The organism is Micrococcus sp. Mcc89 (assembly GCF_024519795.1).
In the GTDB taxonomy this organism is placed as follows: Bacteria; Actinomycetota; Actinomycetes; order Actinomycetales; family Micrococcaceae; genus Micrococcus; species Micrococcus luteus.
In genome coordinates, this window is the sequence record NZ_JALJRI010000007.1 from 15,779 (window position 1) to 36,240 (window position 20,462).

Genomic DNA, 20,462 nt, shown 5'->3' on the forward strand with positions numbered 1-20,462 from the left:
CGCTCCGCGTGCTTGCCTCGCGATCGGCTTCCGCTTGAACCGCGCGCACGGCGGAGCCGGGCCTTCCGCCCGCCGTGACGACGCCTGACCAGGAACGCGAGTCGCCATGACCCAGAACTCCGAGCACACCCCCGCCTCCGCCGACCTCGACCCGACGGTCGCCGCGATCGCGGAGGACATCGTCACCGAGGACGCCGCCCCCGTGGCCCCCGAGCAGACCTTCGCCGACTTCGGGGTGCACCCCGCGATCGTCGAGGCCCTGGAGGCCAAGGGCATCGTCCACCCCTTCCCCATCCAGGCCATGACCCTGCCGGTCGCCCTCGGCGGCCACGACATCATCGGCCAGGCCAAGACCGGCACCGGCAAGACCCTCGGCTTCGGCATCCCCGCGCTGCAGCGCGCCATCGGCCCGGGCGAGCCCGGCTGGGACGGCCTCGAGGCCAAGGGCACCGCGGGCGCCCCGCAGGCCCTGATCGTCGCCCCGACGCGCGAGCTCGCCGTCCAGGTGGCCGGCGACCTCACGGCCGCCGCGGCCCGGCGCCCCCTGCGCATCGCCACCATCTACGGCGGCCGCGCCTACGAGCCGCAGATCGAGGAGCTGCAGCGCGGCGTCGAGATCGTCGTCGGCACCCCCGGCCGCCTCATCGACCTGATGCGCCAGCGCCACCTGCGCCTGGACCTGGTGAACACCGTGGTGCTGGACGAGGCGGACGAGATGCTGGACCTCGGCTTCCTCCCGGACGTCGAGACCCTGCTCGCCGCCGTCCCGGCCGTGCGCCAGACCATGCTGTTCTCGGCCACCATGCCGGGTCCCGTGGTGGCGATGGCGCGCCGCTACATGACGCAGCCGACCCACATCCGCGCGGCGGACCCGGAGGACGAGGGCCTGACGAAGAAGGACATCCGTCAGCTCGTCTACCGCGCCCACCACATGGACAAGGACGAGCTCGTGGCCCGCGCCCTGCAGGCCGAGGGCCGCGGCCGGACCATCATCTTCACGCGCACCAAGCGCACGGCCGCCCGCGTGGCGGACGAGCTGACGGCGCGCGGCTTCGCGGCCGGCGCGCTGCACGGCGACCTCGGCCAGGGCGCCCGCGAGCAGGCGCTGCGCGCGTTCCGCAACGGCAAGGTGGACATCCTCGTGGCCACCGACGTCGCGGCGCGCGGCATCGACGTCGACGACGTCACGCACGTGTTCAACTTCCAGGCGCCGGAGGACGAGAAGACCTACGTGCACCGCGTGGGCCGCACGGGCCGCGCCGGCAACAAGGGCGTGGCGGTGACCCTCGTGGACTGGGAGGACATGATGCGCTGGTCCCTGATCGACAAGGCGCTCGGCCTCGGCCAGCCCGAGCCGGTGGAGACCTACTCCTCCTCCCCGCACCTGTTCTCCGACCTCGGCATCCCGAAGGGCACGAAGGGCCGTCTGCCGCAGGCCAAGCGCGTGCTCGAGGGCCTCGAGGGCGAGACGCTCGAGGACCTCGGCGGCCCCGAGGCGAAGCAGCGCGACGGCGGCCGCGGACGGGGTCGCGACGGCGGCCGTTCCCGTGACGGCGAGCGCGGCGGCCGAGGCCGGGGCGGGCGCTCCGGCGAGGGCCGTGACCGGGCGCGCGGCGGAGGCCGTGGCGAACGGAACCGGGGCGGCCGCTCCGGCGAGGGCCGTGACGATGCACGCGGCGGAGGCCGCGGCGAGCGCTCGGGCCGCGGGCGTGGTGAGGCACCCGCCGAGCAGCGCGCCGAGGGCCGGGGCCGTGGTCGCGGCGAGGGCCGCGAGCGCACCGCCTCGCGCTCCGAGACCCCCGCGGCCCGGACGTCGGAGCCGGTGGCCGGCGTCGAGCTCACGGAGGCCCGCCGGGCCGAGCGCGCCGAGGCCCGGGCCGAGGCCCGTCGTCGCCGGGGCGGCCGCTCCCGCACGCGGCGCCGCAACGGCGAGGTCGTGGACGGCTGACCCTCCCTTGCGGGCCCCCGGGAGTCTTCTGCGCGAATGACCCTTCTGACCGCCGTGCAGGCGGCCGGAAGGGTCATTCGCGCAACGGATCCTCCGCCGTCGCCCGGGCCGTCCGGGTTCAGCCGCGGATGATCGCCGTGCCGGTGCCCTGCCGCTCGATCTCGGCGAGCACCTCCGCGCCCGTGGTGTGCTCGCCGATCGGATTGGGCTTGCCGGTGCCGTGGTAGTCGGACGAGCCGGTGACGAACAGTCCGTGCCGGTCCGCGAACGCGCGCAGCCAGGTGCGCTCCTCCGCCGGGTTGTCCCGGTGCTCGACCTCGACCCCCGCCAGTCCGGCCTCGGCCATCTGCTCGAACACCTCGTCGCCCACCACGCGGCCCCGCATGCGCGCCCGGGGATGCGCGAACACCGGCACCCCGCCGGCGGCCCGGATGAGCGCGACCGCCTCGGCCGGGTCCGGGGCGAAGTGCGGCACGTAGTACTTGGACCGGCCGGCGAGGATCTCCCGGAACGCCGCGGACCGGTCCGGGACGGCCCCGATCGTCACGAGGGCGTCGGCCAGGTGGGGCCGGCCGATCGTCGCGTTCTCCGCCGCGTGCTCCTGGACCAGCTCCCACGTGATCGGGAAGTCCGCGCCCAGGCGCCGCACCATCTCCTGCGCCCGGATCAGCCGCGCGTCGCGGGCCAGGCCGACCTCCCGCAGCAGGGCGGGGTCCTCGGGGTCGTGCAGGTAGCTGAGCACGTGCACGCTCACGCCGTCGGCGGAGGTGCAGGACATCTCCATGCCGGGCACGAGCGTCAGCCCGGTCTCCCGCGCGGCCTGGGCGGCCTCGGCCCAGCCGGCGGTCGTGTCGTGGTCGGTGAGCGCGAGGCCGTCCAGCCCGGCCCGCGCCGCCGCACGCACCACGTCGGCCGGCGGCTCGGTGCCGTCGGACTCGGTCGAGTGCGTGTGCAGGTCGTAGCGGGCCATGGCGGCCATGGTACCGAGACCCGCGCGCGGCGGCCCCGACCTGCCCGCGCCCACCGGTGCCATGATGGAGGGCATGACCGATGCCGCACAGCACCCCGCCCAGACCGCCCCCGACCAGCCCGCCGCCACCCCCGAGGCGGGCGCCGACGGCGCCGGCGCGGTGAACCCCCAGCCGCTGGCCGAGCGCGTCGACAACCGCTCGCAGCGCCCCGCCTCGAACGCCTTCCGCGACTTCATGGCCTCCGGCTGGGCGCCCTCGTCGCAGGCCCTGCCCGATCCCGACGCCTCTGCCCCGTACGCCGCCCGGCGGCGGGCCGCCGTCTCCGCGCGCTTCCCGGGCGAGCGGATCGTGGTGCCGGCCGGCCGCCTCAAGGTCCGCTCGAACGACACCGACTACCGCTTCCGCGCGCACTCCGCGTTCGCCCACCTGACGGGCCTCGGCGTGGACCACGAGCCGGACGCCGTGCTCGTGCTCGAGCCCGCGGACCCGGGCGCCGGCGACGACGGCACGGACCACACCGCCACCCTGTACTTCCGTCCCCTGGCCGGCCGGGACACCGAGCAGTTCTACGCGGACTCGCGCTCGGGCGAGTTCTGGATCGGCCCCCGTCCGACCCTGGCCGGCCTGGCCGCCCGCACGGGTCTGCGCACGGTGGGGCTCGAGGAGCTCGAGTCCGCCGTCACCAAGAACGTGGCCGCGGACGGCACCGCGGTGCGGCTGCTGGCCGAGACCGACCAGGACGTGGACGCGCTGCTGGCCGCCGTCCGGACCGAGGCCGGCGTGGACCTGGCCGCCGCGGCCGAGGCCGACGCCCAGACCGCCGAGTTCCTCTCCGAGCTGCGCCTGGTCAAGGACGCGTGGGAGGTCGAGCGGATGCGCGCCTCGGTGGCCGCGACCATCGCGGGCTTCGAGGACGTCGTGCGGGCCCTGCCGCGCGCCGTGGGACACGACCGCGGCGAACGCGTGGTCGAGGGCGCCTTCTTCGCCCGCGCCCGCCTCGAGGGCAACGACCTGGGCTACGACACGATCGCGGCCTCCGGCAACAACGCCACGATCCTGCACTGGATCCGCAACACGGGCGCCGTGCGCCCGGGTGAGCTGCTGCTGCTCGACGCCGGCGTCGAGGACGACTCCCTCTACACCGCGGACATCACCCGCACCCTGCCCGTGTCCGGCACGTTCACGGACGTGCAGCGCCGCATCTACCAGGCGGTCCTCGACGCCGCGGACGCCGCCTTCGCGATCGTGCGCCCCGGCATCCGGTTCCGCGAGCTCCACGCCGAGGCCATGCGGGTGCTCGTCGACCGCCTCGACGGCTGGGGCCTGCTGCCGGTCTCGGCCGAGGTCGCGCTCTCGGACGAGGGCCAGCACCACCGGCGCTGGATGCCCCACGGCACCTCGCACCACCTCGGCCTCGACGTGCACGACTGCGCGCAGGCCAAGCGGGAGCTCTACCTGGACGGCGTGCTCGAGCCGGGCATGGTCTTCACGATCGAGCCGGGTCTGTACTTCAAGGAGGAGGACCTGGCCGTCCCCGAGGAGTACCGCGGCATCGGCGTGCGCATCGAGGACGACATCCTCGTGACCGAGGACGGGGCCGAGAACCTCTCCGCGGTCCTCCCCCGCACCCCGGACGAGATCGAGGCCTGGATGGCGCGGCTCCAGGCGTGATCCGGCGCGGAGGGCGCCCCTAGGGTTCGGACCATGGGTATCGACCTGACCACCGAGCTTACCGCCCTCCGCGACCGCCTCCTCTCCGCCGAGGCGGAGCACGCCGACCTCATCTCCCGCGTCCGGGAGCGCCACCGGGCCTCGGCCCGGAACCTCGTGCACTACGTCGCCCTGCGCGGCACCGACCTGCGGCCCCTGCAGGAGGCACTGAGCGACGCCGGACTGTCCTCTCTGGGCCGCATGGAGGCCGGCGTGCTGGGCCACGTGGACGCGGTGCTGGCCGCCGCCCGCGCGCTCGACGGCGACCCCGCCCCCGCGCCCGAGGACGACGCCCTGACCTCCGCCGAGGGCCGCGCCATCCTCGCCCGCAACGCGGCGAGCCTGCTCGGTCCGGCCCGCGGCGACCGGGACGCGCGCATCATGGTGACCATGCCCTCCGAGGCCGCCACGGACCCGGAGCTCGTGGTCCGGATCGCCGAGGCCGGCATGGACCTGGCGCGCGTGAACTGCGCCCACGACGACGAGCAGGCGTGGGCCGCCATGATCGCGGCGGTCCGCCGGTGCGCCGGTGCGGGCCGGCCCGCGCCCCTGGTCGCGATGGACCTGGCCGGGCCGAAGGTGCGCACGGGCCCCATCGAGCCGGGACCGCGCGTCGTGAAGGTGAAGCCCACCCGGGACGCCTCCGGGACCGTCACCGAGCCCTCCCGCGTGTGGCTCACCGCCGGGCCCCACGACGCCGTGGCCGCGGCTCACGGGCCGGAGGGCGCCGTCGTCGTGCCGCTGGCGGCCCCGGAGGGGACGACCCTGGCGGGCCTGCAGCGCGGCGACGAGATCGAGCTGACCGACGCGCGGGGTGCACACCGCAGGCTGGAGGTCGAGCAGGTGGACGGCGAGGGCGTGCTCGTGCGGGCGGAGAAGACGGTCTACTGGGCGACGGGCACGGCGCTGACGACGCCGCACGGTCCGCTCGAGGTGGGCCAGCTGCCCCCGCTCGAGCAGTCGATGCGCGTGCATGAGGGCGAGCAGATCGTGCTGACCCGCTCGCTCGAGCCGGTCCCCGCGGTCGACGCGCCGCCCTACCGGATCGGCCTCACCCTGGCGCAGGCGTTCGCGGACGCGGCGGTCGGCGACCGGGTCTCCCTCGACGACGGGCGGATCGGCGCGCGGATCACGGGGGTGTCCGACGACGAGATCACCCTCGAGGTGACCCAGGCCGGCCCGCGCGGGGCGAAGCTCAAGGCGGAGAAGGGCGTGAACTTCCCGGACACGCACCTGGACATCCCGGCCCTCACGGACGAGGACCTCGCCCACATCCCGTTCGCGGCCCGCCAGGCGGACATGGTGAACATGTCCTTCGTCCGCTCGGCCGAGGACGTGGCCCAGCTGATCGACGCGCTCGAGGCCGAGGACGCGCCGGACGTGGACATCACGCTGAAGATCGAGACGGTGGAGGCCTTCCGGCAGCTGCCGCGGATGCTGCTCGAGGCGATGCGCTGGCGGGACGTCGGGGTGATGATCGCCCGGGGCGACCTGGCGGTGGAGGCCGGCTTCGCACGGATGGCCGAGCTGCAGGAGGAGATCCTGTGGCTGTGCGAGGCGGCGCACGTGCCCGCGATCTGGGCCACCCAGGTCCTCGAGTCCCTCGCCAAGACCGGCCTGCCCTCACGGGCGGAGATCACGGACGCCGCGATGGCGCAGCGGGCCGAGGCCGCGATGCTGAACAAGGGCCCGTACATCGACCGCGCCGTCACCGTCCTCGGCGACATCCTGGGCCGGATGCACGGTCATGCGAGCAAGAAGCGCGACATGCTCCGGCGGCTCGAGTCCTGGTCCCTCTGACGGGGCTCAGCCGCGCGGCTCGTCCTGGGGCCGGGGCGGGTGGCCGCCGCGCGCCTCGATGAGCTTGGCGACCTCCTCCGGGGGCAGGGTCACGCCGTAGGAGCGGTCCAGGCCGGTGGGCGCGGGGTCCGCCTCCGGGACGGGCCGGGCCGGCGCCTCGGGTCCGCCGGGAGCGGGCGCCGCGTGGGACCCGCCCGACGACGGCGCGGCGGCCGGGGTGGCCTGCACGGGCCCGTCCTCGGCCTCCTCCGCGGCGGGCGCGGGCGCCGGCTGCGGGGCCGCGGGCGGCGTCGGGGCCGCGGCACCGCCCAGGCCCAGCTCCTGGCGGGCGCGGGCGGCGTGGTCGAACGCGACCACGAGGTCGAAGGCCGTGGGCACGACGGCCTGCGAGGACGCGAAGCCGTGCTGGCCCCGACGCATCGCGAAGCCGATCACGCCGAAGATCAGCCACACCGCCAGGCCCAGCAGCATGGAGGTGAGGATCTGCCCCGGGCCGGCCTCGGGGGCCAGCAGGTAGAGGAACACGCCGATCAGTCCACCGAAGAACACGCCGCGCACTCCCGCGGACAACGCCACCTGGGCGTAGTTCAGCCGGCCGCGCACCCGCTCCACGACCCGCAGGTCCTTGCCCACGATCGACACGGCGCTCACGGGGAAGTCCGTGGCGGCGAGGCGGTCCACCTGCTCGCGCGCCTGCGCGTAGGTGGCGTAGGTGGCCAGCAGCTCTCCGCGGGGCAGGCCCTGCTCGGCGCCGGGCTGAGGGTTGGACATCATGAACGACATGGACCCATTGTGCCCGGCCCGGCGCCCGGGCGGGCGGCGGTCCGCCGTACGCGGACACGGAGCCGCGGTCCGGCACGCCGTAGGCTGGGTCGGTGAGCTCCCCCAAGATCTTCGTGGCCCGCCTGCTGGGCCTGGACGTCTTCGACCCCCTCGGCGACCGCCTGGGACGGCTGCGCGACGTCGTCGTGCTGGACCGCGGCCCCGCCGCAGCCCCGTTCGCCACCGGCCTCGTGATCGAGGTCCCCGGCAAGAAGCGCGTCTTCGTCCCGATGACGCGGGTGACGTCCATGGACTCGGGCCGGATCATCACGACCGGGCTGATCAACCTGCGCCGGTTCTCCCGCCGTGGCGCCGAGCAGATGGTGGCCGCCGACCTCTTCGACCGGAAGGTGCGCCTCTCCGACGGGTCGGGCGAGGCCTTCCTGGAGGACATCGGGCTGGAGCAGCAGCGCAACGGCGACTGGCTGGTCTCGGACCTGTACGTGCGCCGCATCGTCGGCCGCGGCCCCTTCGGCCGCGCCCAGCGGGGCGAGCACCTCCTGCTGAACTGGGACGAGGCCCGCTGGACGGCGCAGGCCGACCCGCAGGGGGCCACGAGCTTCCTCGCCGCGCACGAGGACCTCAAGCCCGCCGACCTGGCGGACATGCTCCACGACATGTCGGAGAAGCGCCGCGTCGAGGTCGCCAGCGAGCTGCAGGACGAACGCCTCGCGGACGTGCTCCAGGAGCTGCCCGACGACGACCAGGTGCAGATCCTCTCCCAGCTGGACATCGACCGCGCCGCCGACGTCCTGGAGGAGATGGACCCGGATGACGCGGCGGACCTGCTCCACGAGCTGCCCGACTCCCAGCAGGAGCTGCTGCTCGAACGCATGGAGCCGGAGGACGCCGAGGACGTCCGGCGCCTGCTCGAGTACGAGGAGGGCACGGCGGGCTCGCTCATGACCCCCGTGCCGGTCATCCTCCCCCCGGAGGCCACCGTGGCCGAGGCCATGGCGACCATCCGACAGCAGGAGATCTCCCCCGCGCTGGCCTCGCTCGTGATCGTGGCCCGGCCGCCGCTGGAGACGCCGACGGGCCGGTTCCTCGGCGTCGTCCACTTCCAGCGCCTGCTGCGCTACCCGCCGCCGGAGGCGATCGGCAACATCATGGACAAGGACCTCGAGCCCGTCTCGGACCTCGCCCCCATCGCCCACGTGACCCGCGAGCTCGCGACCTACAACCTCACGTGCATCCCCGTGGTGAACGAGCAGGACCGCGTCGTCGGGGCCGTGAGCGTGGACGATCTGCTCGACCACATCCTGCCCGACGACTGGCGGGCCATGGACCTCGACGACGCCGAGACCCGCCCCGCAACCTGACCCCGCGGCCCGCCGCCGCACGACACCGGAGGTGTGAGCATGACCCAGACCGCGCGAGACCTGCGCCCGGGCCGCGGCACCGGCCTGGACACCCCGCTGAGCGCCAGCGGGCGCCGCGTGCCCCGGCTGGCCCCGAACCCGGACGCCTTCGGCGAGGCCACCGAGGGCATCGCCCGCTTCATGGGCACCCCGCAGTTCCTCGTCTGGATGACGCTGTTCTGCGCCGCCTGGCTGGGCTGGAACACGTTCGGCCCGATGGAGTGGCGGTTCGACTCCGCCGAGCTCGGCTTCACCGCGCTCACGCTCATGCTCTCCCTCCAGGCGTCCTACGCCGCACCCCTGCTCCTGCTGGCGCAGAACCGCCAGGACGACCGGGACAGGGTCGCGCTGCGCGAGGACCGTGACCGCGCCGAGCGCAACCTCGCCGACACCGAGTTCCTCACCCGCGAGATCGCCGGTCTGCGGCTGGCCGTCCAGGAGGTCGCCACGCGCGACTTCGTGCGCGGCGAGCTGCGCGGCGTCCAGGACGACCTCAGGGACGACCTCCGCGAGGCGCTGCGCGCCGAGCTGCGGGAGGAGATCCGGGAGGAGATCCGGGAGGAGCTGCGCGCCGGCCTCCCGGGCGCCGAGGCCCAGCCCCGCAAGAACAAGAAGACCAAGGGCCGCGGCCGGGATGCGCGGCGCGGCGACGCCGGCGCCGAGCCCACGACCACCACGCTCGCCACCCTCGCGGCCCAGGAGGCCCGCGAGGCCGGGGGGTCCGGTCCGGCGGCCGGTCCCGCCGACGGTGCGGGCCCGGTGGACGGGGGCGGCCGATGAGCGCCCTGGGCCTGCCCGTGCCCGAGGTCCGCACCGACCTCGAGCGCCGGGTGCTGGAACGGCTCGCCACGGTCCAGGACCCCGAGATCCGCCGCCCGATCACCGACCTCGGCATGGTGGAGTCGGTCCTGGAGACCGCCCCGGGCGTCGTCGAGGTCGCGGTCCTGCTCACGATCGCCGCGTGCCCCCTGCGCGGGACGATCCAGACGGACGTGGCCGCCGCCGTCGCCGACGTGCCCGGCTGCGGGTCCGTGGACGTGCGCGTCGGGGTCATGGAGCCCGAGCGCCGCCTGGCGCTGCAGGACGCCCTGCGCGCGGCCCGGCCGACGAACCCGTTCGGGAAGGACACGCTCACGCGCGTCCTCGCGGTGGCCTCGGGCAAGGGCGGCGTGGGCAAGTCCTCGGTCACGGCCAACCTCGCGGTCGCGCTCGCCGCGCGCGGGCTCGCCGTCGGCCTGATCGACGCGGACGTGCACGGCTACTCCATCCCCGGGCTCCTGGGCGTGACCGCCACCCCGACCAAGCTGGACCGGATGATCCTGCCCCCCGTGGTGCGGGACGTGAAGGTCATCTCGATCGGCATGTTCCTCGACGCGGACCGGCCGGTGGCCTGGCGCGGGCCGATGCTGCACCGCGCGCTCGAGCAGTTCGTCACGGACGTGCACTGGGGCGACCTGGACGTGCTGCTCGTGGACCTGCCCCCGGGCACCGGGGACATCGCGATCTCGACGGCGCAGCTGCTGCCCGCCTCGGAGCTGCTCGTGGTGACCACGCCGCAGCACGCCGCCGCGCAGGTGGCCGCGCGCGCCGGTCAGCTGGCGGAGCAGACGGGGCAGACCGTGGCCGGCGTCGTGGAGAACATGGGGCCGATGACCCTGCCGGACGGCACCGTGCTGGATGTGTTCGGGACCGGCGGCGGTGCCGAGGTGGCGGAGCGGCTGTCCGGGGTGCTGGACACTCAGGTGCCGCTGCTGGGCACCGTCCCCCTGGACCCGGCGCTGCGCGCGGGCGGCGACGCCGGCGAACCCGTGGTGGTGTCCGCGCCGGAGAGCCCCGCGGGCCGGGCGCTGACGCAGATCGCGCAGCGGGTGGCCGTGCGACCGCGCGGGCTGGCCGGGCGACCCCTGCCGTTCACCCCTCGCTGACCTCGGGTGCCGGCGCCCCGGCCGGGGCACCCGACGCGCGCGACGGCGTCAGGTCGCGTCGACGTCGAAGGGGGCGGGCGCCAGCCCGAGCAGCTCGAGGGGGTCCGGTTCGGTCTCGACGGCGGCAGGACGCTCCTCTGCGAGGGCCTCGGCGCGGCCGGAGGCCATCAGGGCTGCGGCGGCACCGCCCACGGCGGCCGCCCCCGCGGCGGGCGCGGTGGACCGAGTCTGTGCGGCGGCGACGGACTCCGCGGCGGCGGTGCTGCCGCCCCCGGCGGGGCGGCGGAAGAGCGTCCGCGGATCCATGTCCGCCAGGTCCTGGTGGGTGAGGCCGCCGTGCACGTCCTCGGCGCTGATGCCCGTCGCCTGCGCCGCCCGGGACGCGGGCGTGGACGAGCCGTCGGCGGGCTCGCGGAGCGCGTCGCGGATGATGCGGCGCGGGTCGTACTGGCGGGGGTCGTACTTGCGCCAGTCCACCTCGTCGAAGTCCGTGCCGGTCTCCTCCTTGAACTGCGCCTTGGCACCCTCGGCCTTGTCGCGCATGACGCGCAGCCAGTCGGTGAAGGCGCGCGTGTACTCGGGGAGCTTCTCCGGCCCGAGGATGACGATCGCGAGCACCGCCAAGATGATGAACTCGCTGCCGTTGATACCTAACACCCTCCGAACTCTACTAGAGCGGCACCGCCCCACAGCCCGGAGCCGCGGGGGCGGGGCGGCTCAGCCGCGGGGGCGCGGCACGGCGTCCGCGATGCGTTCGAGGCCTCGCTCCAGGCGCTCCTCGACGGCGTCTCCGCCGCCCAGCTCGAGCACCCGTGCCCGCTCGGAGACCAGCAGGTGGGTGAGGACCGCGTCCGCGCGCTCGTCCGGCAGGGTGGCCTCCACGCGGTAGGCGGCCTGCGGCGTGGTCAGCTCGGCCGTCCAGCCGTCCTCGCCCCCCGCCGGGACGATCCGGTAGACGCCGCCGCCGGCCAGTCGACGCTCCTGCGCCCCCGTGCTCAGGGGCGCGGTCGAGGCACAGCCCTCCGGGGCGGCTCCCACGATCCGGGGTCGGCACTCGCGGACGGTCACGGTCGGCTCGTCCCGACCCCAGCCGACGACGACCTCCACGTCCTCGGCCGTCTGGGCGGTGTCCACGGTGAGCGGCTCCAGGCCGGCCCCCACGAGGGAGGGCACCGTCCAGCCCTGACCCCGCAGCTCCGCGACGGTTCCGCGCCGGTCCGTCGACGCGGTCCCGGCTGCCGGCAGGGCGACGGTGTCCGTCGGGGTCGGGGCCGTGCGCACGGCCGTGGCGCGGGGCGCGCCGGCCACCCAGACCGCGGTGAACAGCCCGCCGAGCAGGACGACGAAGGTGAGCAGCCCCACCACGAGGCGGCCGGAGACGCCGCGGGCGCGCAGCACCGGGGCGACGACGGCGCCCGCCGGACGCTGGTGCACCGTGCGGGCGGCGTCGAGCACGCGGGCCCGGGCCTGGACCGTGGCGCGGCACTCGGGGCAGCGGTCCAGGTGGCGGGCGATGCGCGCCCGGGACGCGGCGGGGAGGGCGCCCTCGAGGTAGGCGTCCATGTGGCGCTGGGTGTGTCGACGTCCCATGCGGCCACCTCCTCGGTCCTCGCGTCCTCGGCCCGGCGAACGGCCTCCCACATGGCGGGAGCCGGTTCGTGCCGTGTCCTATCATCGGCCCGCCTCCTGGGAGAACTCTGGGTCGCGGCCGCGTGCCGACCCGTACACTGGCCCGCGTCGCCCGTGCCGCGGGCGAGGTCCCGCCGTCGTCGTCCCGGAGTCACCCATGAGCGCCCTGCAGCCCCAGCCCACCGACAAGCACGCGTCCTGGGCCTGGTCGGAGAGCCGGGCCACCGAAGACGACGTCGTCCTGCGCGCCCGCGAGCGCGCCGCCGAGCTGGAGGTGCCGCCGGTGAGTGAGGGGACGGCGGCCCTGTTGACGGTGCTGGCGGCCACGCGTGCCCCCGCGGCGGTCGTGGAGGTGGGCACGGGCGCCGGCGTCTCGGGTCTCGCCCTGATGCGCGGTCTGCCCGAGCGCACGGTCCTCACCACCGTGGACCCGGACGCGGAGGCACAGCGCGCGGCCCGCGAGGCGTTCTCGGAGGCCCGCCTGCCCACGAGCTGCACCCGCATGATCACGGGGCGCTCCCGGCTCGTCCTCCCCCGGCTCACGAGCGGCGCCTATGAGATGGTCCTGGTGGACGGGGACCCGGCCGCACGTCAGTTCGACGTCGAGCAGGCCGCGCGCATGCTCGCCCCCGGCGGCGTGCTCGTCGTGGTGGACGCCCTCGACGGCGACCGCGTTCCCCGGCCCGCCGTGCGCGACGAGTCCACCGTGTCCGCCCGGGCGGTGGACCGCCTCATCCGGGAGGACGAGCACTGGCTGTCCGCCGTCGTCCCCTCCGGCACGGGCGTGCTGATCGCGGTGCGCCGCTGATCCGCGGCGTCGCCGGGAACGCGGACGCCCCGCGCACCGTGACGGTGCGCGGGGCGTCCGCGTCGAAGGGGTCCGGGCTCAGGCCTGGATGACGCCCTCGAGGCACTCCTTGAGCTCGCGGGCCTCGTCCGCGTTGATCTCCAGCACGAGACGGCCGCCGCCGTCGATCGGCACGCGCATGATCAGGCTGCGCCCCTCCTTGGTCACTTCCATGGGACCGTCCCCGGTGCGGGGCTTCATGGCGGCCATTGCGACTTCCCTTCTGGATGATGTTCCCGTCACGGCGTCCGGCGACCGCGGGAGCGGGCGCTGTCCGGACGCCTCCGGCGCCCCCGCACGCGAGCGTGCGCGAGGCCGGTCACATCACCATTATCGCGGATTCCGCGTGCTCGCGCCAAACGATGGCCTGCACCGAGCCCGGCCCGCGACTCAGGCACGCCCCGCCGGATCGCTCCGGGACGGGTCGGCGGCCTCGAGCTCGGCCACCCGGGCCCGCAGGGCGGTCACCTCGTCCTCGCACTGCGCCAGGGCGTCCCGCAGCCGCAGCAGGACGGCGTCCACCTGGTCCCGCTGGTAGCCGGGCACCGCGACGGCCAACCGCAGCAGGTCGACATCCGCCGCGCGCGGCCGCTCCGGCAGCAGCACGGGGTGCCCCGGCGTCCGCCCGGCCGGGTCGTCGGCCCGGAGCGTGAGCCGGCCCGCGAGGGCGGCGGCCAGGGCCGCCAGCACGACGACGAGCACGGCCACCAGGACGATCCACTGCGGCCCGCTCACGCGTCGGCCCTCCCCGCCGAGCGGAGCACGCACGCGACGGCCTCCTCGGCCGTGTCCACGAGGTGGAACAGGTCCGGGTCCTCGGGCGAGATCATGCCGCGCTCCACGAGCGTGCCGCGGATCCAGTCCACGAGCGGGCTCCAGAAGCCGCGGTCCACGAGGACCACGGGAAAGCGGGTGACGGTGCCGGTCTGCACGAGGGTGAGGGCCTCGAAGAGCTCGTCCAGGGTGCCGAGGCCGCCGGGCAGCACGATGAACCCCTGCGCGTACTTGAGGAACATGACCTTGCGGACGAAGAAGTAGCGGAAGTCCACGCCCACGTGCACCCAGGGGTTCAGGCCGGTCTCGAACGGCAGATCGATGCCCAGGCCCACGGACTCTCCACCGGCCTCGTGGGCACCCCGGTTGGCGGCCTCCATGGTGCCGGGCCCCCCGCCGGTGATGACCGTGTACCCGGCCTGGGCCAAGCGGCTTCCGACCTCGTGGGCCAGGGCGTACTCGGCGCTGCCCTCGGGCGTGCGCGCCGAGCCGAACACGGAGACCGCGGGACCCAGCCCCGCGAGGGTGCCGAAGCCCTCGACGAACTCCGCCTGGATGCGCAGGACACGCCAGGCCTCGGACGTCGTCGAGGTGACGTCGGCGGCGGGGCGTGCGGCGTCGCCGGGCCGCCGGCCGTCGAGGAGGAGCTGGTCGAACGTGGGGGTGTGCGCCGCCTCCCCGCGCAGGACCTGCCCGCCGCGGCGGACGCGCTGGGGCGCGGCGGCGACGTCGCCGCCCGAGGGGTGCTCATGTGGGGCCATGGCGTCAGCCTAACGAGCCGGCGGGCCGCCAGGGCCGGCGTCGCACGGCGCACCCCGCCGGGTGTGGCGTGCGCTATATTCCATTGGCATGACGCAGATCACGCCTGAGCAGCCCCACGGCGCCCACCTCCTCGACGAGGCCGGCACGCGGCGCCGTCGCGGTGCCGCAGGCGACGACCTGATCGTCCTCGAGGGCGTGAACAAGCACTTCGGCGACTTCCACGCCCTCCGACAGATCGACCTGCGGATCCCGCGCGGCCAGGTGGCGATCGTCCTCGGCCCGTCGGGCTCCGGCAAGTCGACCCTGTGCCGCACGATCAACCGGCTCGAGACCATCGACGACGACGGCGGCCGCATCCTGATCGACGGGCGGCCGCTCCCCAGCGAGGGCCGGCAGCTCGCCCAACTGCGCGCCGAGATCGGCATGGTCTTCCAGTCGTTCAACCTCTTCGCACACAAGTCGATCCTGGAGAACGTCACCCTCGGGCCCATCAAGGTGAAGGGCAAGCGCCGGGCGGACGCCGAGCGGCACGCGATGGAGCTGCTCGAGCGCGTGGGCGTGGCCGCCCAGGCCAGGAAGATGCCGGCCCAGCTCTCCGGCGGGCAGCAGCAGCGCGTGGCCATCGCCCGTGCCCTGGCGATGGAGCCGAAGGCCCTGCTCTTCGACGAGCCGACCTCCGCCCTCGATCCCGAGATGGTGCAGGAGGTCCTCGACGTCATGGTCCAGCTCGCCGAGGGGGGCATGACCATGGTCGTGGTCACCCATGAGATGGGCTTCGCCCGCAAGGCCGGGGACCGCGTGGTCTTCATGGCCGACGGCGCCATCCTCGAGGACACCGACCCCGACACCTTCTTCACGAACCCCCGGCACGAGCGCGCCCAGGACTTCCTGGGCAAGATCCTCGCGCACTGACCCCGTCCCCCGTCGCCCCCACCGCACCGAACCAGAGGAGAGCACCATGCTCCGCACGAAGCTCCTGACCCTGTCCGCCGTCACCGCCGCGGCCGCCCTGTCCCTCACCGCCTGCGCCCCCTCCTCGTCGCAGGGCGGCGGTGGCGACGCCGCCGGCTCGTCCTCGGCCGGCGAGTCGACGTCGTCCGGCTCCGGCGAGCGCCTGCGCATCGGCATCAAGTTCGACCAGCCGGGCCTGGGCTACCGCGAGGGCTCGGCCCAGCCCACCGGCTTCGACACGGACGTGGCCCGCTACGTGGCGGACAAGCTCGGCGTGGCCGAGAAGGACATCGAGTGGGTCCAGACCCCGTCCGCGAACCGGGAGAACGCCCTGGAGAACGGCGAGGTCGACATGATCTTCGCGACGTACTCCATCACGGACGCCCGCAAGGAGCGCGTCGACTTCGCGGGCCCGTACTTCGTGGCCGGCCAGGACCTGCTGGTCCGCGCGGACGACACCGCGATCACCGGCCCCGAGTCCCTCGAGGGGAAGAACCTCTGCTCCGTCACCGGCTCCACCTCGGCCCAGAAGATCAAGGACCAGTTCGCCTCCGGCGTGAACCTGGTGGAGCAGGGCGGCTACGCCGAATGCGTGACCTACCTCGAGTCCGGCCAGGTGGACGCCGTGACCACGGACGACATCATCCTCGCGGGCTTGGCCGCCGCCGACGCCAACAAGGGCAAGTTCAAGGTCGTCGGCAACACCTTCACCACGGAGCGCTACGGCGTCGGTCTGCCGAAGGACTCGGAGCGGTGCGAGGACATCAACGAAGCCATCAAGGAGATGAAGGACTCCGGCGAGTGGGAGAAGGCCCTCGAGTCCAACACCGAGGGCACGGGCTACACCTACGACGAGACGCTGAACTCCGGCGAGGACGCCGAGTTCGAGCCCTGCGCCTGACGACCTGCGCCGCCGGGTGGGCCTGGGACGTGAGCTGAACCGGCACCCTCGGCCCGCCCGGCGGCTCCCCTGCCCGTCAGCCTTGTCCCGACCCTCGGAGAACTCATGGAATCGATCTCCTCGCTCCTCGCGGACTACGGCGCGGACATCCCGCTCGCGTTCTGGACGAACATCAGGCTCGCGTTCCTCGCGACCCTCGGCTCGTTCGTCCTCGGCGTGGTGCTCGCCCTGTTCCGCATCTCGCCCGTCCCCTCGCTGCGCGCCCTCGGCGCCGGCTACGTCAACGTGGTCCGCAACACCCCGCTCACGATCATCATGCTGCTCGGCGTGCTCGCCGTCTGGGGACAGCTGAAGATCAGCTTCTCGTCCGACTTCACGCTGAACTTCTTCATCTACGCCGTGATCGCCCTCTCGCTTTACCACGCGGCGTTCATGTGCGAGGCGATCCGCTCCGGCGTCAACACCGTCCCGCTCGGGCAGGCCGAGGCCGCCCGCTCCATCGGCCTGGGCTTCCTGCCCGCGGCCCGCCACGTGATCCTGCCCCAGGCGCTGCGCGGGGCCATCACCCCGCTCGGCAACACCGTGATCGCGCTGACCAAGAACACCACCGTCGCCGCCGCGGCGTCGGTGGCGGAGGCCTCGGGCCTGATGAAGCGCATGATCGAGTTCAGCCCGGACGTGATGGTGGCGATCTTCCTGACCTTCGCGATCGGCTTCTGCCTGATCGTCATCCCCATCGGCCTGCTGACCACGTGGGCCTCGGAGAAATGGGCGGTGGCCCGATGAGCGCCCAGGCCTCCGTCCTCTTCGACGCCCCGGGCCCGATCGCCCGCCGGCGGATCCTCCTCGCCAACCTCGTCGCCCTCGCCGCGGTCCTGACCGTGGCGGTGCTCGTCCTGATCCAGATGAACGCCACCGGCCAGCTCTCCGGCCGCCGCTGGCTGGCCGCCGTCGACGGCAACGCGTGGCGGAACTATTACCTGCCGGGCCTGCAGTTCACCCTGCAGTCCGCGGGCATCGCCGTGGTCTCCTCCGTGGTGTTCGGCCTGGTGTTCGGCTTCCTGCGGCTGGCCCCGGTCGGCCCGGTGCGCTGGCTGGCCGCCGTCGTCGTGGAGTTCTTCCGGGCCGTGCCGGTGCTCGTGATGATGGTGTTCTTCTACCAGCTGTTCGCACAGGTCGCGCGCTCCGGAGCGATCCAGCCCCAGGACGGCCCGTACTACGCGGTGATCGCGGCGCTGACCCTGTACAACGGGTCTGTGATCGCGGAGCTGGTGCGCTCCGGGGTGCGCTCGCTGCCGCGCGGCCAGCGCGAGGCGGCCGCGGCGGTGGGCATGACGAGCACCCAGTCCCTGCGGCTCGTGGAGGTGCCCCAGGCCCTCATCGCCATGCTGCCGTCGCTGCTGAGCCAGTTCGTGGTGATCCTCAAGGACTCGGCGCTGGGCTACCTCATCGGCTTCTTCGAACTCCTGCAGTACGCCCGCCAGCTCGGCTCCGGCAACGGCAACATCCTGCAGTCCCTCGTGGTGGCCGCGATGATCTTCATCGTGATCAACTTCCTCCTCACCTGGGCGGCCACCCGGCTCTCGCGGCGGCTGTCGTCGCGGACGGCCGGCGACGCCAGCGCCCCCACGACCCCGCGCGTCGGGGCGCCCACGGACACGGCGGGCTGACCGGGCGGCGGGCGAGGCGGGCCCGCAGGTCGGGCGGCTGGCACCGGCCGACGTCGTCGGGTCAGCCGGCCAGCCAGGCCGTGAGCGCCGCGAGGCACGCGTGGACCGCCTCGCGGGGCACGTGCTCGTCGTCCGTGTGGGCCAGGAGGGCGTCGCCGGGGCCGAAGTTGACCGCGGGCACGCCCAGCTGGGAGAACCGGGCCACGTCCGTCCACCCGTACTTGGGCTGGGGCTCTCCCCCGACGGCGGCGACGAACGCGGCGGCGGCCGGCCGGTCCAGACCGGGGCGGGCGGCGGGCGAGGCGTCGTCGATCCGCACCTGGGCGTCCCAGTCCACGCCGGCCCCCTCCAGCACCGTGCGGACGTGCGCGTGGGCCTGCTCGAGGGTCTTGTCCGGCGCGAACCGGTAGTTCAGGTCCACGGACGCCTCGTCCGGGATGACGTTGCCCGCGACGCCGCCGGCCACGCGGATCGCGTGCAGCCCCTCGCGGTACTCCAGGCCCTCCACCGTGACCGTGGCCGGCTCGTACGCCGCCAGGGCGGTGAGCACGGGGGCCAGCTTGTGGATCGCGTTGTCGCCGCGCCAGGCGCGGCCCGAGTGCGCCGCGACACCGGAGAAGGTGACGCGGTACCGGCACGTGCCGTTGCAGCCGCCCTCCACGACGCCGTCGGTCGGCTCGAGCAGCACCGCGAAGTCGCCCTCCAGCAGCTCGGGGGCCTGGCGGGCCACGCGGGCGAGGCCCGACAGGTCCGAGGAGACCTCCTCGTGGTCGTAGAACACCCACGTGACGTCGTGCACGGGGGTCGGGCCGTCCGCGCGGCCGAAGCGGCCGGCCAGGGCCAGCTGCACGGCGACGCCGGACTTCATGTCCACGGCTCCGCGGCCGTACAGCACGTCCCCGTCCCACGCCGAGGGCACGGTCCCGCGCGAGCCCGGCACGGTGGGCAGGGGCACCGTGTCCAGGTGCCCGGCCAGGATCACGCGGGTCGGCCGCCCCAGAGCGGTGCGGGCGACGACGGCGTCCCCGAACCGCCGCACCTCGAGGCCGCCGAGGGCGCGCAGGGCCTGCTCGACGGCGTCGGCCAGCGGCCCCTCCTCCCCCGAGACGGAGCGCACGTCCAGCAGGATGGCGGTGAGCGCCGCGACGTCGAGGTCCGGATCGGCGAGGTCGGGCAGGGACACGGGGGTGAGACTCATGTGTCCAGTCTACGGACGGGCCTCTCGCCGCCCTGCAGCGTGCCCCGGCCGCTCAGTAGGCTGAGGCGCATGACCCAGACCGCCGCACAGCAGCCCTCCCCCCGTCTCGTCTCCGGCCACGGCCTGGCCACCACGGCCGCCGACGGCGCCGTCCTGGACGTGTGGTTCCCCGCGCCCGTGGCCGGTCCGCTCTCCGCCGCGGACGCCTCGCTGCGCGACACCCTGCGCGCCCTCGCCGCGGACGACGCGGACCGCGGGACCACGCAGGCCGTCGTCGAGCTGGAGGTCGACCTGGACGCCGCCCCGGCCTCCACTGCGGACGCGTGGCTGCGCCTGCACGCCCTCTCGCACCGCCTGGCGCGGCCGAACGAGCTCAACCTCGACGGCGTCTTCGGGCTGCTCACCAACGTGGTGTGGACGAACCACGGACCCTGCGCGGTCGCCGACTTCGAGCTGACGCGGGCGAGGCTGCGTGCCCGCGGCGCCGTGCAGGTGTACGGCGTGGACAAGTTCCCGCGCATGACGGACTACGTCGTGCCCTCCGGGGTGCGCATCGGCGACGCGGACCGGGTGCGCCTGGGCGCCCACCTGGCCGAGGGGACGACCGTGATGCACGAGGGCTTCGTGAACTTCAACGCGGGCACCCTGGGGCATTCGATGGTGGAGGGCCGGATCTCGGCCGGCGTCGTGGTGGGCGACGGGTCCGACGTCGGAGGCGGCGCGTCCATCATGGGCACGCTCTCCGGCGGCGGCACCCAGCGGATCGTGATCGGCGAGCACGTGCTGCTCGGCGCGAACTCCGGCGTGGGCATCTCCGTCGGCGACGACTGCGTGGTCGAGGCCGGTCTGTACGTCACCGCGGGCACGCGCGTGAGCGTGCTGCAGGACGGCGAGGCGGCGCGAACCGTGAAGGCCGTGGACCTCTCCGGCGTGCCGAACCTGCTGTTCCGCCGCAACTCCACCACGGGCGGGGTCGAGGCCCTCCCCCGCGCCGGCCGGACCGTCGAACTGAACGCGGCGCTGCACGCGAACTGACCCGGCGCACCCGGCTGCCAGCCCGCGACCCTTCCCTCCGCGCCGCGTTTGGGGGCGATTTCCGGTGGTATCCCGTCGGGATAACGCCCACTATCGCCCCCGGAGCTCCACGGCGGTCCGGGGGCGGGGCGACGACGGCGGCACGCGGCGCGGGCCGT

20 protein-coding genes are annotated in these 20,462 nt (G+C 74.5%); 12 read left to right on the forward strand and 8 right to left on the reverse strand.

Features of this window, described 5'->3' with window-relative positions; genetic code table 11:
- Nucleotides 1–106 precede the first annotated feature (106 nt).
- On the forward strand, nt 107–1,948 hold the full coding sequence (locus tag NR072_RS00355) for a DEAD/DEAH box helicase (RefSeq protein ID WP_250161759.1): 1,842 nt from the start codon (nt 107–109) through the stop codon (nt 1,946–1,948).
- Between the two features lie 118 nt (nt 1,949–2,066).
- Here the strand turns inward: NR072_RS00355 and NR072_RS00360 are convergent, their stop codons facing one another.
- The gene (locus tag NR072_RS00360; RefSeq protein ID WP_063189562.1) at nt 2,067–2,927 is read right to left on the reverse strand and encodes a PHP domain-containing protein; all 861 of its coding nucleotides are present in this window, start codon (nt 2,925–2,927) and stop codon (nt 2,067–2,069) included.
- Nucleotides 2,928–2,991: 64 nt separating this feature from the next.
- Between NR072_RS00360 and NR072_RS00365 the strand changes: the two genes are divergently transcribed.
- Nucleotides 2,992–4,590, forward strand: a complete 1,599-nt coding sequence (locus NR072_RS00365; protein ID WP_063189564.1) for an aminopeptidase P family protein — start codon at nt 2,992–2,994, stop codon at nt 4,588–4,590.
- Between the two features lie 33 nt (nt 4,591–4,623).
- A complete protein-coding gene (locus NR072_RS00370; RefSeq protein WP_063189566.1) occupies nt 4,624–6,429 on the forward strand; it encodes a pyruvate kinase in 1,806 nt (601 codons plus the stop codon).
- A gap of 6 nt (nt 6,430–6,435) precedes the next feature.
- On the opposite strand, the gene NR072_RS00375 is transcribed toward NR072_RS00370, so the two are convergent.
- On the reverse strand, nt 6,436–7,212 hold the full coding sequence (locus NR072_RS00375; protein WP_036339215.1) for a general stress protein: 777 nt from the start codon (nt 7,210–7,212) through the stop codon (nt 6,436–6,438).
- 92 nt (nt 7,213–7,304) lie between these two features.
- Between NR072_RS00375 and NR072_RS00380 the strand changes: the two genes are divergently transcribed.
- The 3 genes from NR072_RS00380 to NR072_RS00390 are packed head-to-tail and all read left to right on the forward strand — an operon-like array spanning nt 7,305 to nt 10,537.
- The gene (locus tag NR072_RS00380; RefSeq protein WP_036339212.1) at nt 7,305–8,573 is read left to right on the forward strand and encodes a magnesium transporter MgtE N-terminal domain-containing protein; all 1,269 of its coding nucleotides are present in this window, start codon (nt 7,305–7,307) and stop codon (nt 8,571–8,573) included.
- Nucleotides 8,574–8,612: 39 nt separating this feature from the next.
- A complete protein-coding gene (locus NR072_RS00385) occupies nt 8,613–9,392 on the forward strand; it encodes a DUF1003 domain-containing protein (protein ID WP_063189568.1) in 780 nt (259 codons plus the stop codon).
- Nucleotides 9,389–10,537 (forward strand): Mrp/NBP35 family ATP-binding protein, encoded by a 1,149-nt coding sequence (locus tag NR072_RS00390; protein ID WP_063189570.1) that lies wholly within the window; start codon nt 9,389–9,391, stop codon nt 10,535–10,537. Before NR072_RS00385 ends, NR072_RS00390 begins: the two co-directional genes overlap by 4 nt.
- A gap of 48 nt (nt 10,538–10,585) precedes the next feature.
- Here NR072_RS00390 and NR072_RS00395 read toward each other — a convergent pair whose 3' ends face one another.
- Together NR072_RS00395 and NR072_RS00400 are read right to left on the reverse strand one after the other, a co-directional pair.
- A complete protein-coding gene (locus NR072_RS00395) occupies nt 10,586–11,194 on the reverse strand; it encodes a protein translocase TatA (RefSeq protein WP_036316486.1) in 609 nt (202 codons plus the stop codon).
- A 60-nt stretch (nt 11,195–11,254) separates the two neighbouring features.
- Nucleotides 11,255–12,127, reverse strand: coding sequence for a zf-HC2 domain-containing protein (locus NR072_RS00400; RefSeq protein WP_036316484.1), 873 nt, complete (start codon nt 12,125–12,127; stop codon nt 11,255–11,257).
- Between the two features lie 196 nt (nt 12,128–12,323).
- Here NR072_RS00400 and NR072_RS00405 point away from each other — a divergent pair, with 196 nt between their 5' ends.
- Nucleotides 12,324–12,974, forward strand: coding sequence for an O-methyltransferase (locus NR072_RS00405; RefSeq protein ID WP_256835754.1), 651 nt, complete (start codon nt 12,324–12,326; stop codon nt 12,972–12,974).
- A 78-nt stretch (nt 12,975–13,052) separates the two neighbouring features.
- Here the strand turns inward: NR072_RS00405 and NR072_RS00410 are convergent, their stop codons facing one another.
- The 3 genes from NR072_RS00410 to NR072_RS00420 form a co-directional block, all read right to left on the reverse strand.
- Nucleotides 13,053–13,223, reverse strand: coding sequence for a DUF3117 domain-containing protein (locus NR072_RS00410; RefSeq protein WP_002855133.1), 171 nt, complete (start codon nt 13,221–13,223; stop codon nt 13,053–13,055).
- A 180-nt stretch (nt 13,224–13,403) separates the two neighbouring features.
- Nucleotides 13,404–13,748 (reverse strand): hypothetical protein, encoded by a 345-nt coding sequence (locus tag NR072_RS00415; RefSeq protein ID WP_012751007.1) that lies wholly within the window; start codon nt 13,746–13,748, stop codon nt 13,404–13,406.
- Nucleotides 13,745–14,548: a TIGR00730 family Rossman fold protein gene (locus NR072_RS00420; RefSeq protein WP_095347505.1), complete on the reverse strand. Its 804-nt coding sequence runs from the start codon at nt 14,546–14,548 to the stop codon at nt 13,745–13,747. Before NR072_RS00420 ends, NR072_RS00415 begins: the two co-directional genes overlap by 4 nt.
- A 178-nt stretch (nt 14,549–14,726) precedes the next feature.
- Between NR072_RS00420 and NR072_RS00425 the strand changes: the two genes are divergently transcribed.
- The 4 genes from NR072_RS00425 to NR072_RS00440 all read left to right on the forward strand — a co-directional run bounded on the left by NR072_RS00425 (nt 14,727) and on the right by NR072_RS00440 (nt 18,071).
- Nucleotides 14,727–15,461: an amino acid ABC transporter ATP-binding protein gene (locus tag NR072_RS00425; protein WP_129866787.1), complete on the forward strand. Its 735-nt coding sequence runs from the start codon at nt 14,727–14,729 to the stop codon at nt 15,459–15,461.
- Nucleotides 15,462–15,507: 46 nt separating this feature from the next.
- Nucleotides 15,508–16,401 (forward strand): glutamate ABC transporter substrate-binding protein, encoded by an 894-nt coding sequence (locus NR072_RS00430; protein WP_060973724.1) that lies wholly within the window; start codon nt 15,508–15,510, stop codon nt 16,399–16,401.
- Nucleotides 16,402–16,506: 105 nt separating this feature from the next.
- Nucleotides 16,507–17,187, forward strand: coding sequence for an amino acid ABC transporter permease (locus NR072_RS00435; RefSeq protein ID WP_049146610.1), 681 nt, complete (start codon nt 16,507–16,509; stop codon nt 17,185–17,187).
- Nucleotides 17,184–18,071 carry an amino acid ABC transporter permease gene (locus NR072_RS00440; RefSeq protein ID WP_060973725.1) on the forward strand — a complete coding sequence of 296 codons (888 nt, stop codon included), beginning with the start codon at nt 17,184–17,186 and terminating at the stop codon, nt 18,069–18,071. Before NR072_RS00435 ends, NR072_RS00440 begins: the two co-directional genes overlap by 4 nt.
- Nucleotides 18,072–18,132: 61 nt before the next feature.
- On the opposite strand, the gene dapE is transcribed toward NR072_RS00440, so the two are convergent.
- A complete protein-coding gene (dapE, locus tag NR072_RS00445; protein WP_230282670.1) occupies nt 18,133–19,269 on the reverse strand; it encodes a succinyl-diaminopimelate desuccinylase in 1,137 nt (378 codons plus the stop codon).
- Nucleotides 19,270–19,338: 69 nt separating this feature from the next.
- Between dapE and dapD the strand changes: the two genes are divergently transcribed.
- Nucleotides 19,339–20,304 (forward strand): 2,3,4,5-tetrahydropyridine-2,6-dicarboxylate N-succinyltransferase, encoded by a 966-nt coding sequence (gene dapD, locus NR072_RS00450; protein WP_002855156.1) that lies wholly within the window; start codon nt 19,339–19,341, stop codon nt 20,302–20,304.
- Nucleotides 20,305–20,462: the final 158 nt, after the last annotated feature.

Excerpts from the sequence above, each read along its gene's own strand:
- NR072_RS00435 (WP_049146610.1), top strand. The coding sequence starts at position 16,507 with ATGGAATCGATCTCCTCGCTCCTCGCGGACTACGGCGCGGACATCCCG.
- NR072_RS00385 (WP_063189568.1), top strand. The coding sequence starts at position 8,613 with ATGACCCAGACCGCGCGAGACCTGCGCCCGGGCCGCGGCACCGGCCTG.
- NR072_RS00360 (WP_063189562.1), bottom strand. The coding sequence starts at position 2,927 with ATGGCCGCCATGGCCCGCTACGACCTGCACACGCACTCGACCGAGTCC.
- NR072_RS00400 (WP_036316484.1), bottom strand. The coding sequence starts at position 12,127 with ATGGGACGTCGACACACCCAGCGCCACATGGACGCCTACCTCGAGGGC.
- NR072_RS00355 (WP_250161759.1), top strand. The coding sequence starts at position 107 with ATGACCCAGAACTCCGAGCACACCCCCGCCTCCGCCGACCTCGACCCG.
- NR072_RS00420 (WP_095347505.1), bottom strand. The coding sequence starts at position 14,548 with ATGGCCCCACATGAGCACCCCTCGGGCGGCGACGTCGCCGCCGCGCCC.
- dapE (WP_230282670.1), bottom strand. The coding sequence starts at position 19,269 with ATGAGTCTCACCCCCGTGTCCCTGCCCGACCTCGCCGATCCGGACCTC.
- NR072_RS00390 (WP_063189570.1), top strand. The coding sequence starts at position 9,389 with ATGAGCGCCCTGGGCCTGCCCGTGCCCGAGGTCCGCACCGACCTCGAG.
- NR072_RS00405 (WP_256835754.1), top strand. The coding sequence starts at position 12,324 with ATGAGCGCCCTGCAGCCCCAGCCCACCGACAAGCACGCGTCCTGGGCC.
- NR072_RS00370 (WP_063189566.1), top strand. The coding sequence starts at position 4,624 with ATGGGTATCGACCTGACCACCGAGCTTACCGCCCTCCGCGACCGCCTC.
- NR072_RS00365 (WP_063189564.1), top strand. The coding sequence starts at position 2,992 with ATGACCGATGCCGCACAGCACCCCGCCCAGACCGCCCCCGACCAGCCC.
- NR072_RS00410 (WP_002855133.1), bottom strand. The coding sequence starts at position 13,223 with ATGGCCGCCATGAAGCCCCGCACCGGGGACGGTCCCATGGAAGTGACC.
- NR072_RS00430 (WP_060973724.1), top strand. The coding sequence starts at position 15,508 with ATGCTCCGCACGAAGCTCCTGACCCTGTCCGCCGTCACCGCCGCGGCC.
- dapD (WP_002855156.1), top strand. The coding sequence starts at position 19,339 with ATGACCCAGACCGCCGCACAGCAGCCCTCCCCCCGTCTCGTCTCCGGC.
- NR072_RS00375 (WP_036339215.1), bottom strand. The coding sequence starts at position 7,212 with ATGTCGTTCATGATGTCCAACCCTCAGCCCGGCGCCGAGCAGGGCCTG.
- NR072_RS00440 (WP_060973725.1), top strand. The coding sequence starts at position 17,184 with ATGAGCGCCCAGGCCTCCGTCCTCTTCGACGCCCCGGGCCCGATCGCC.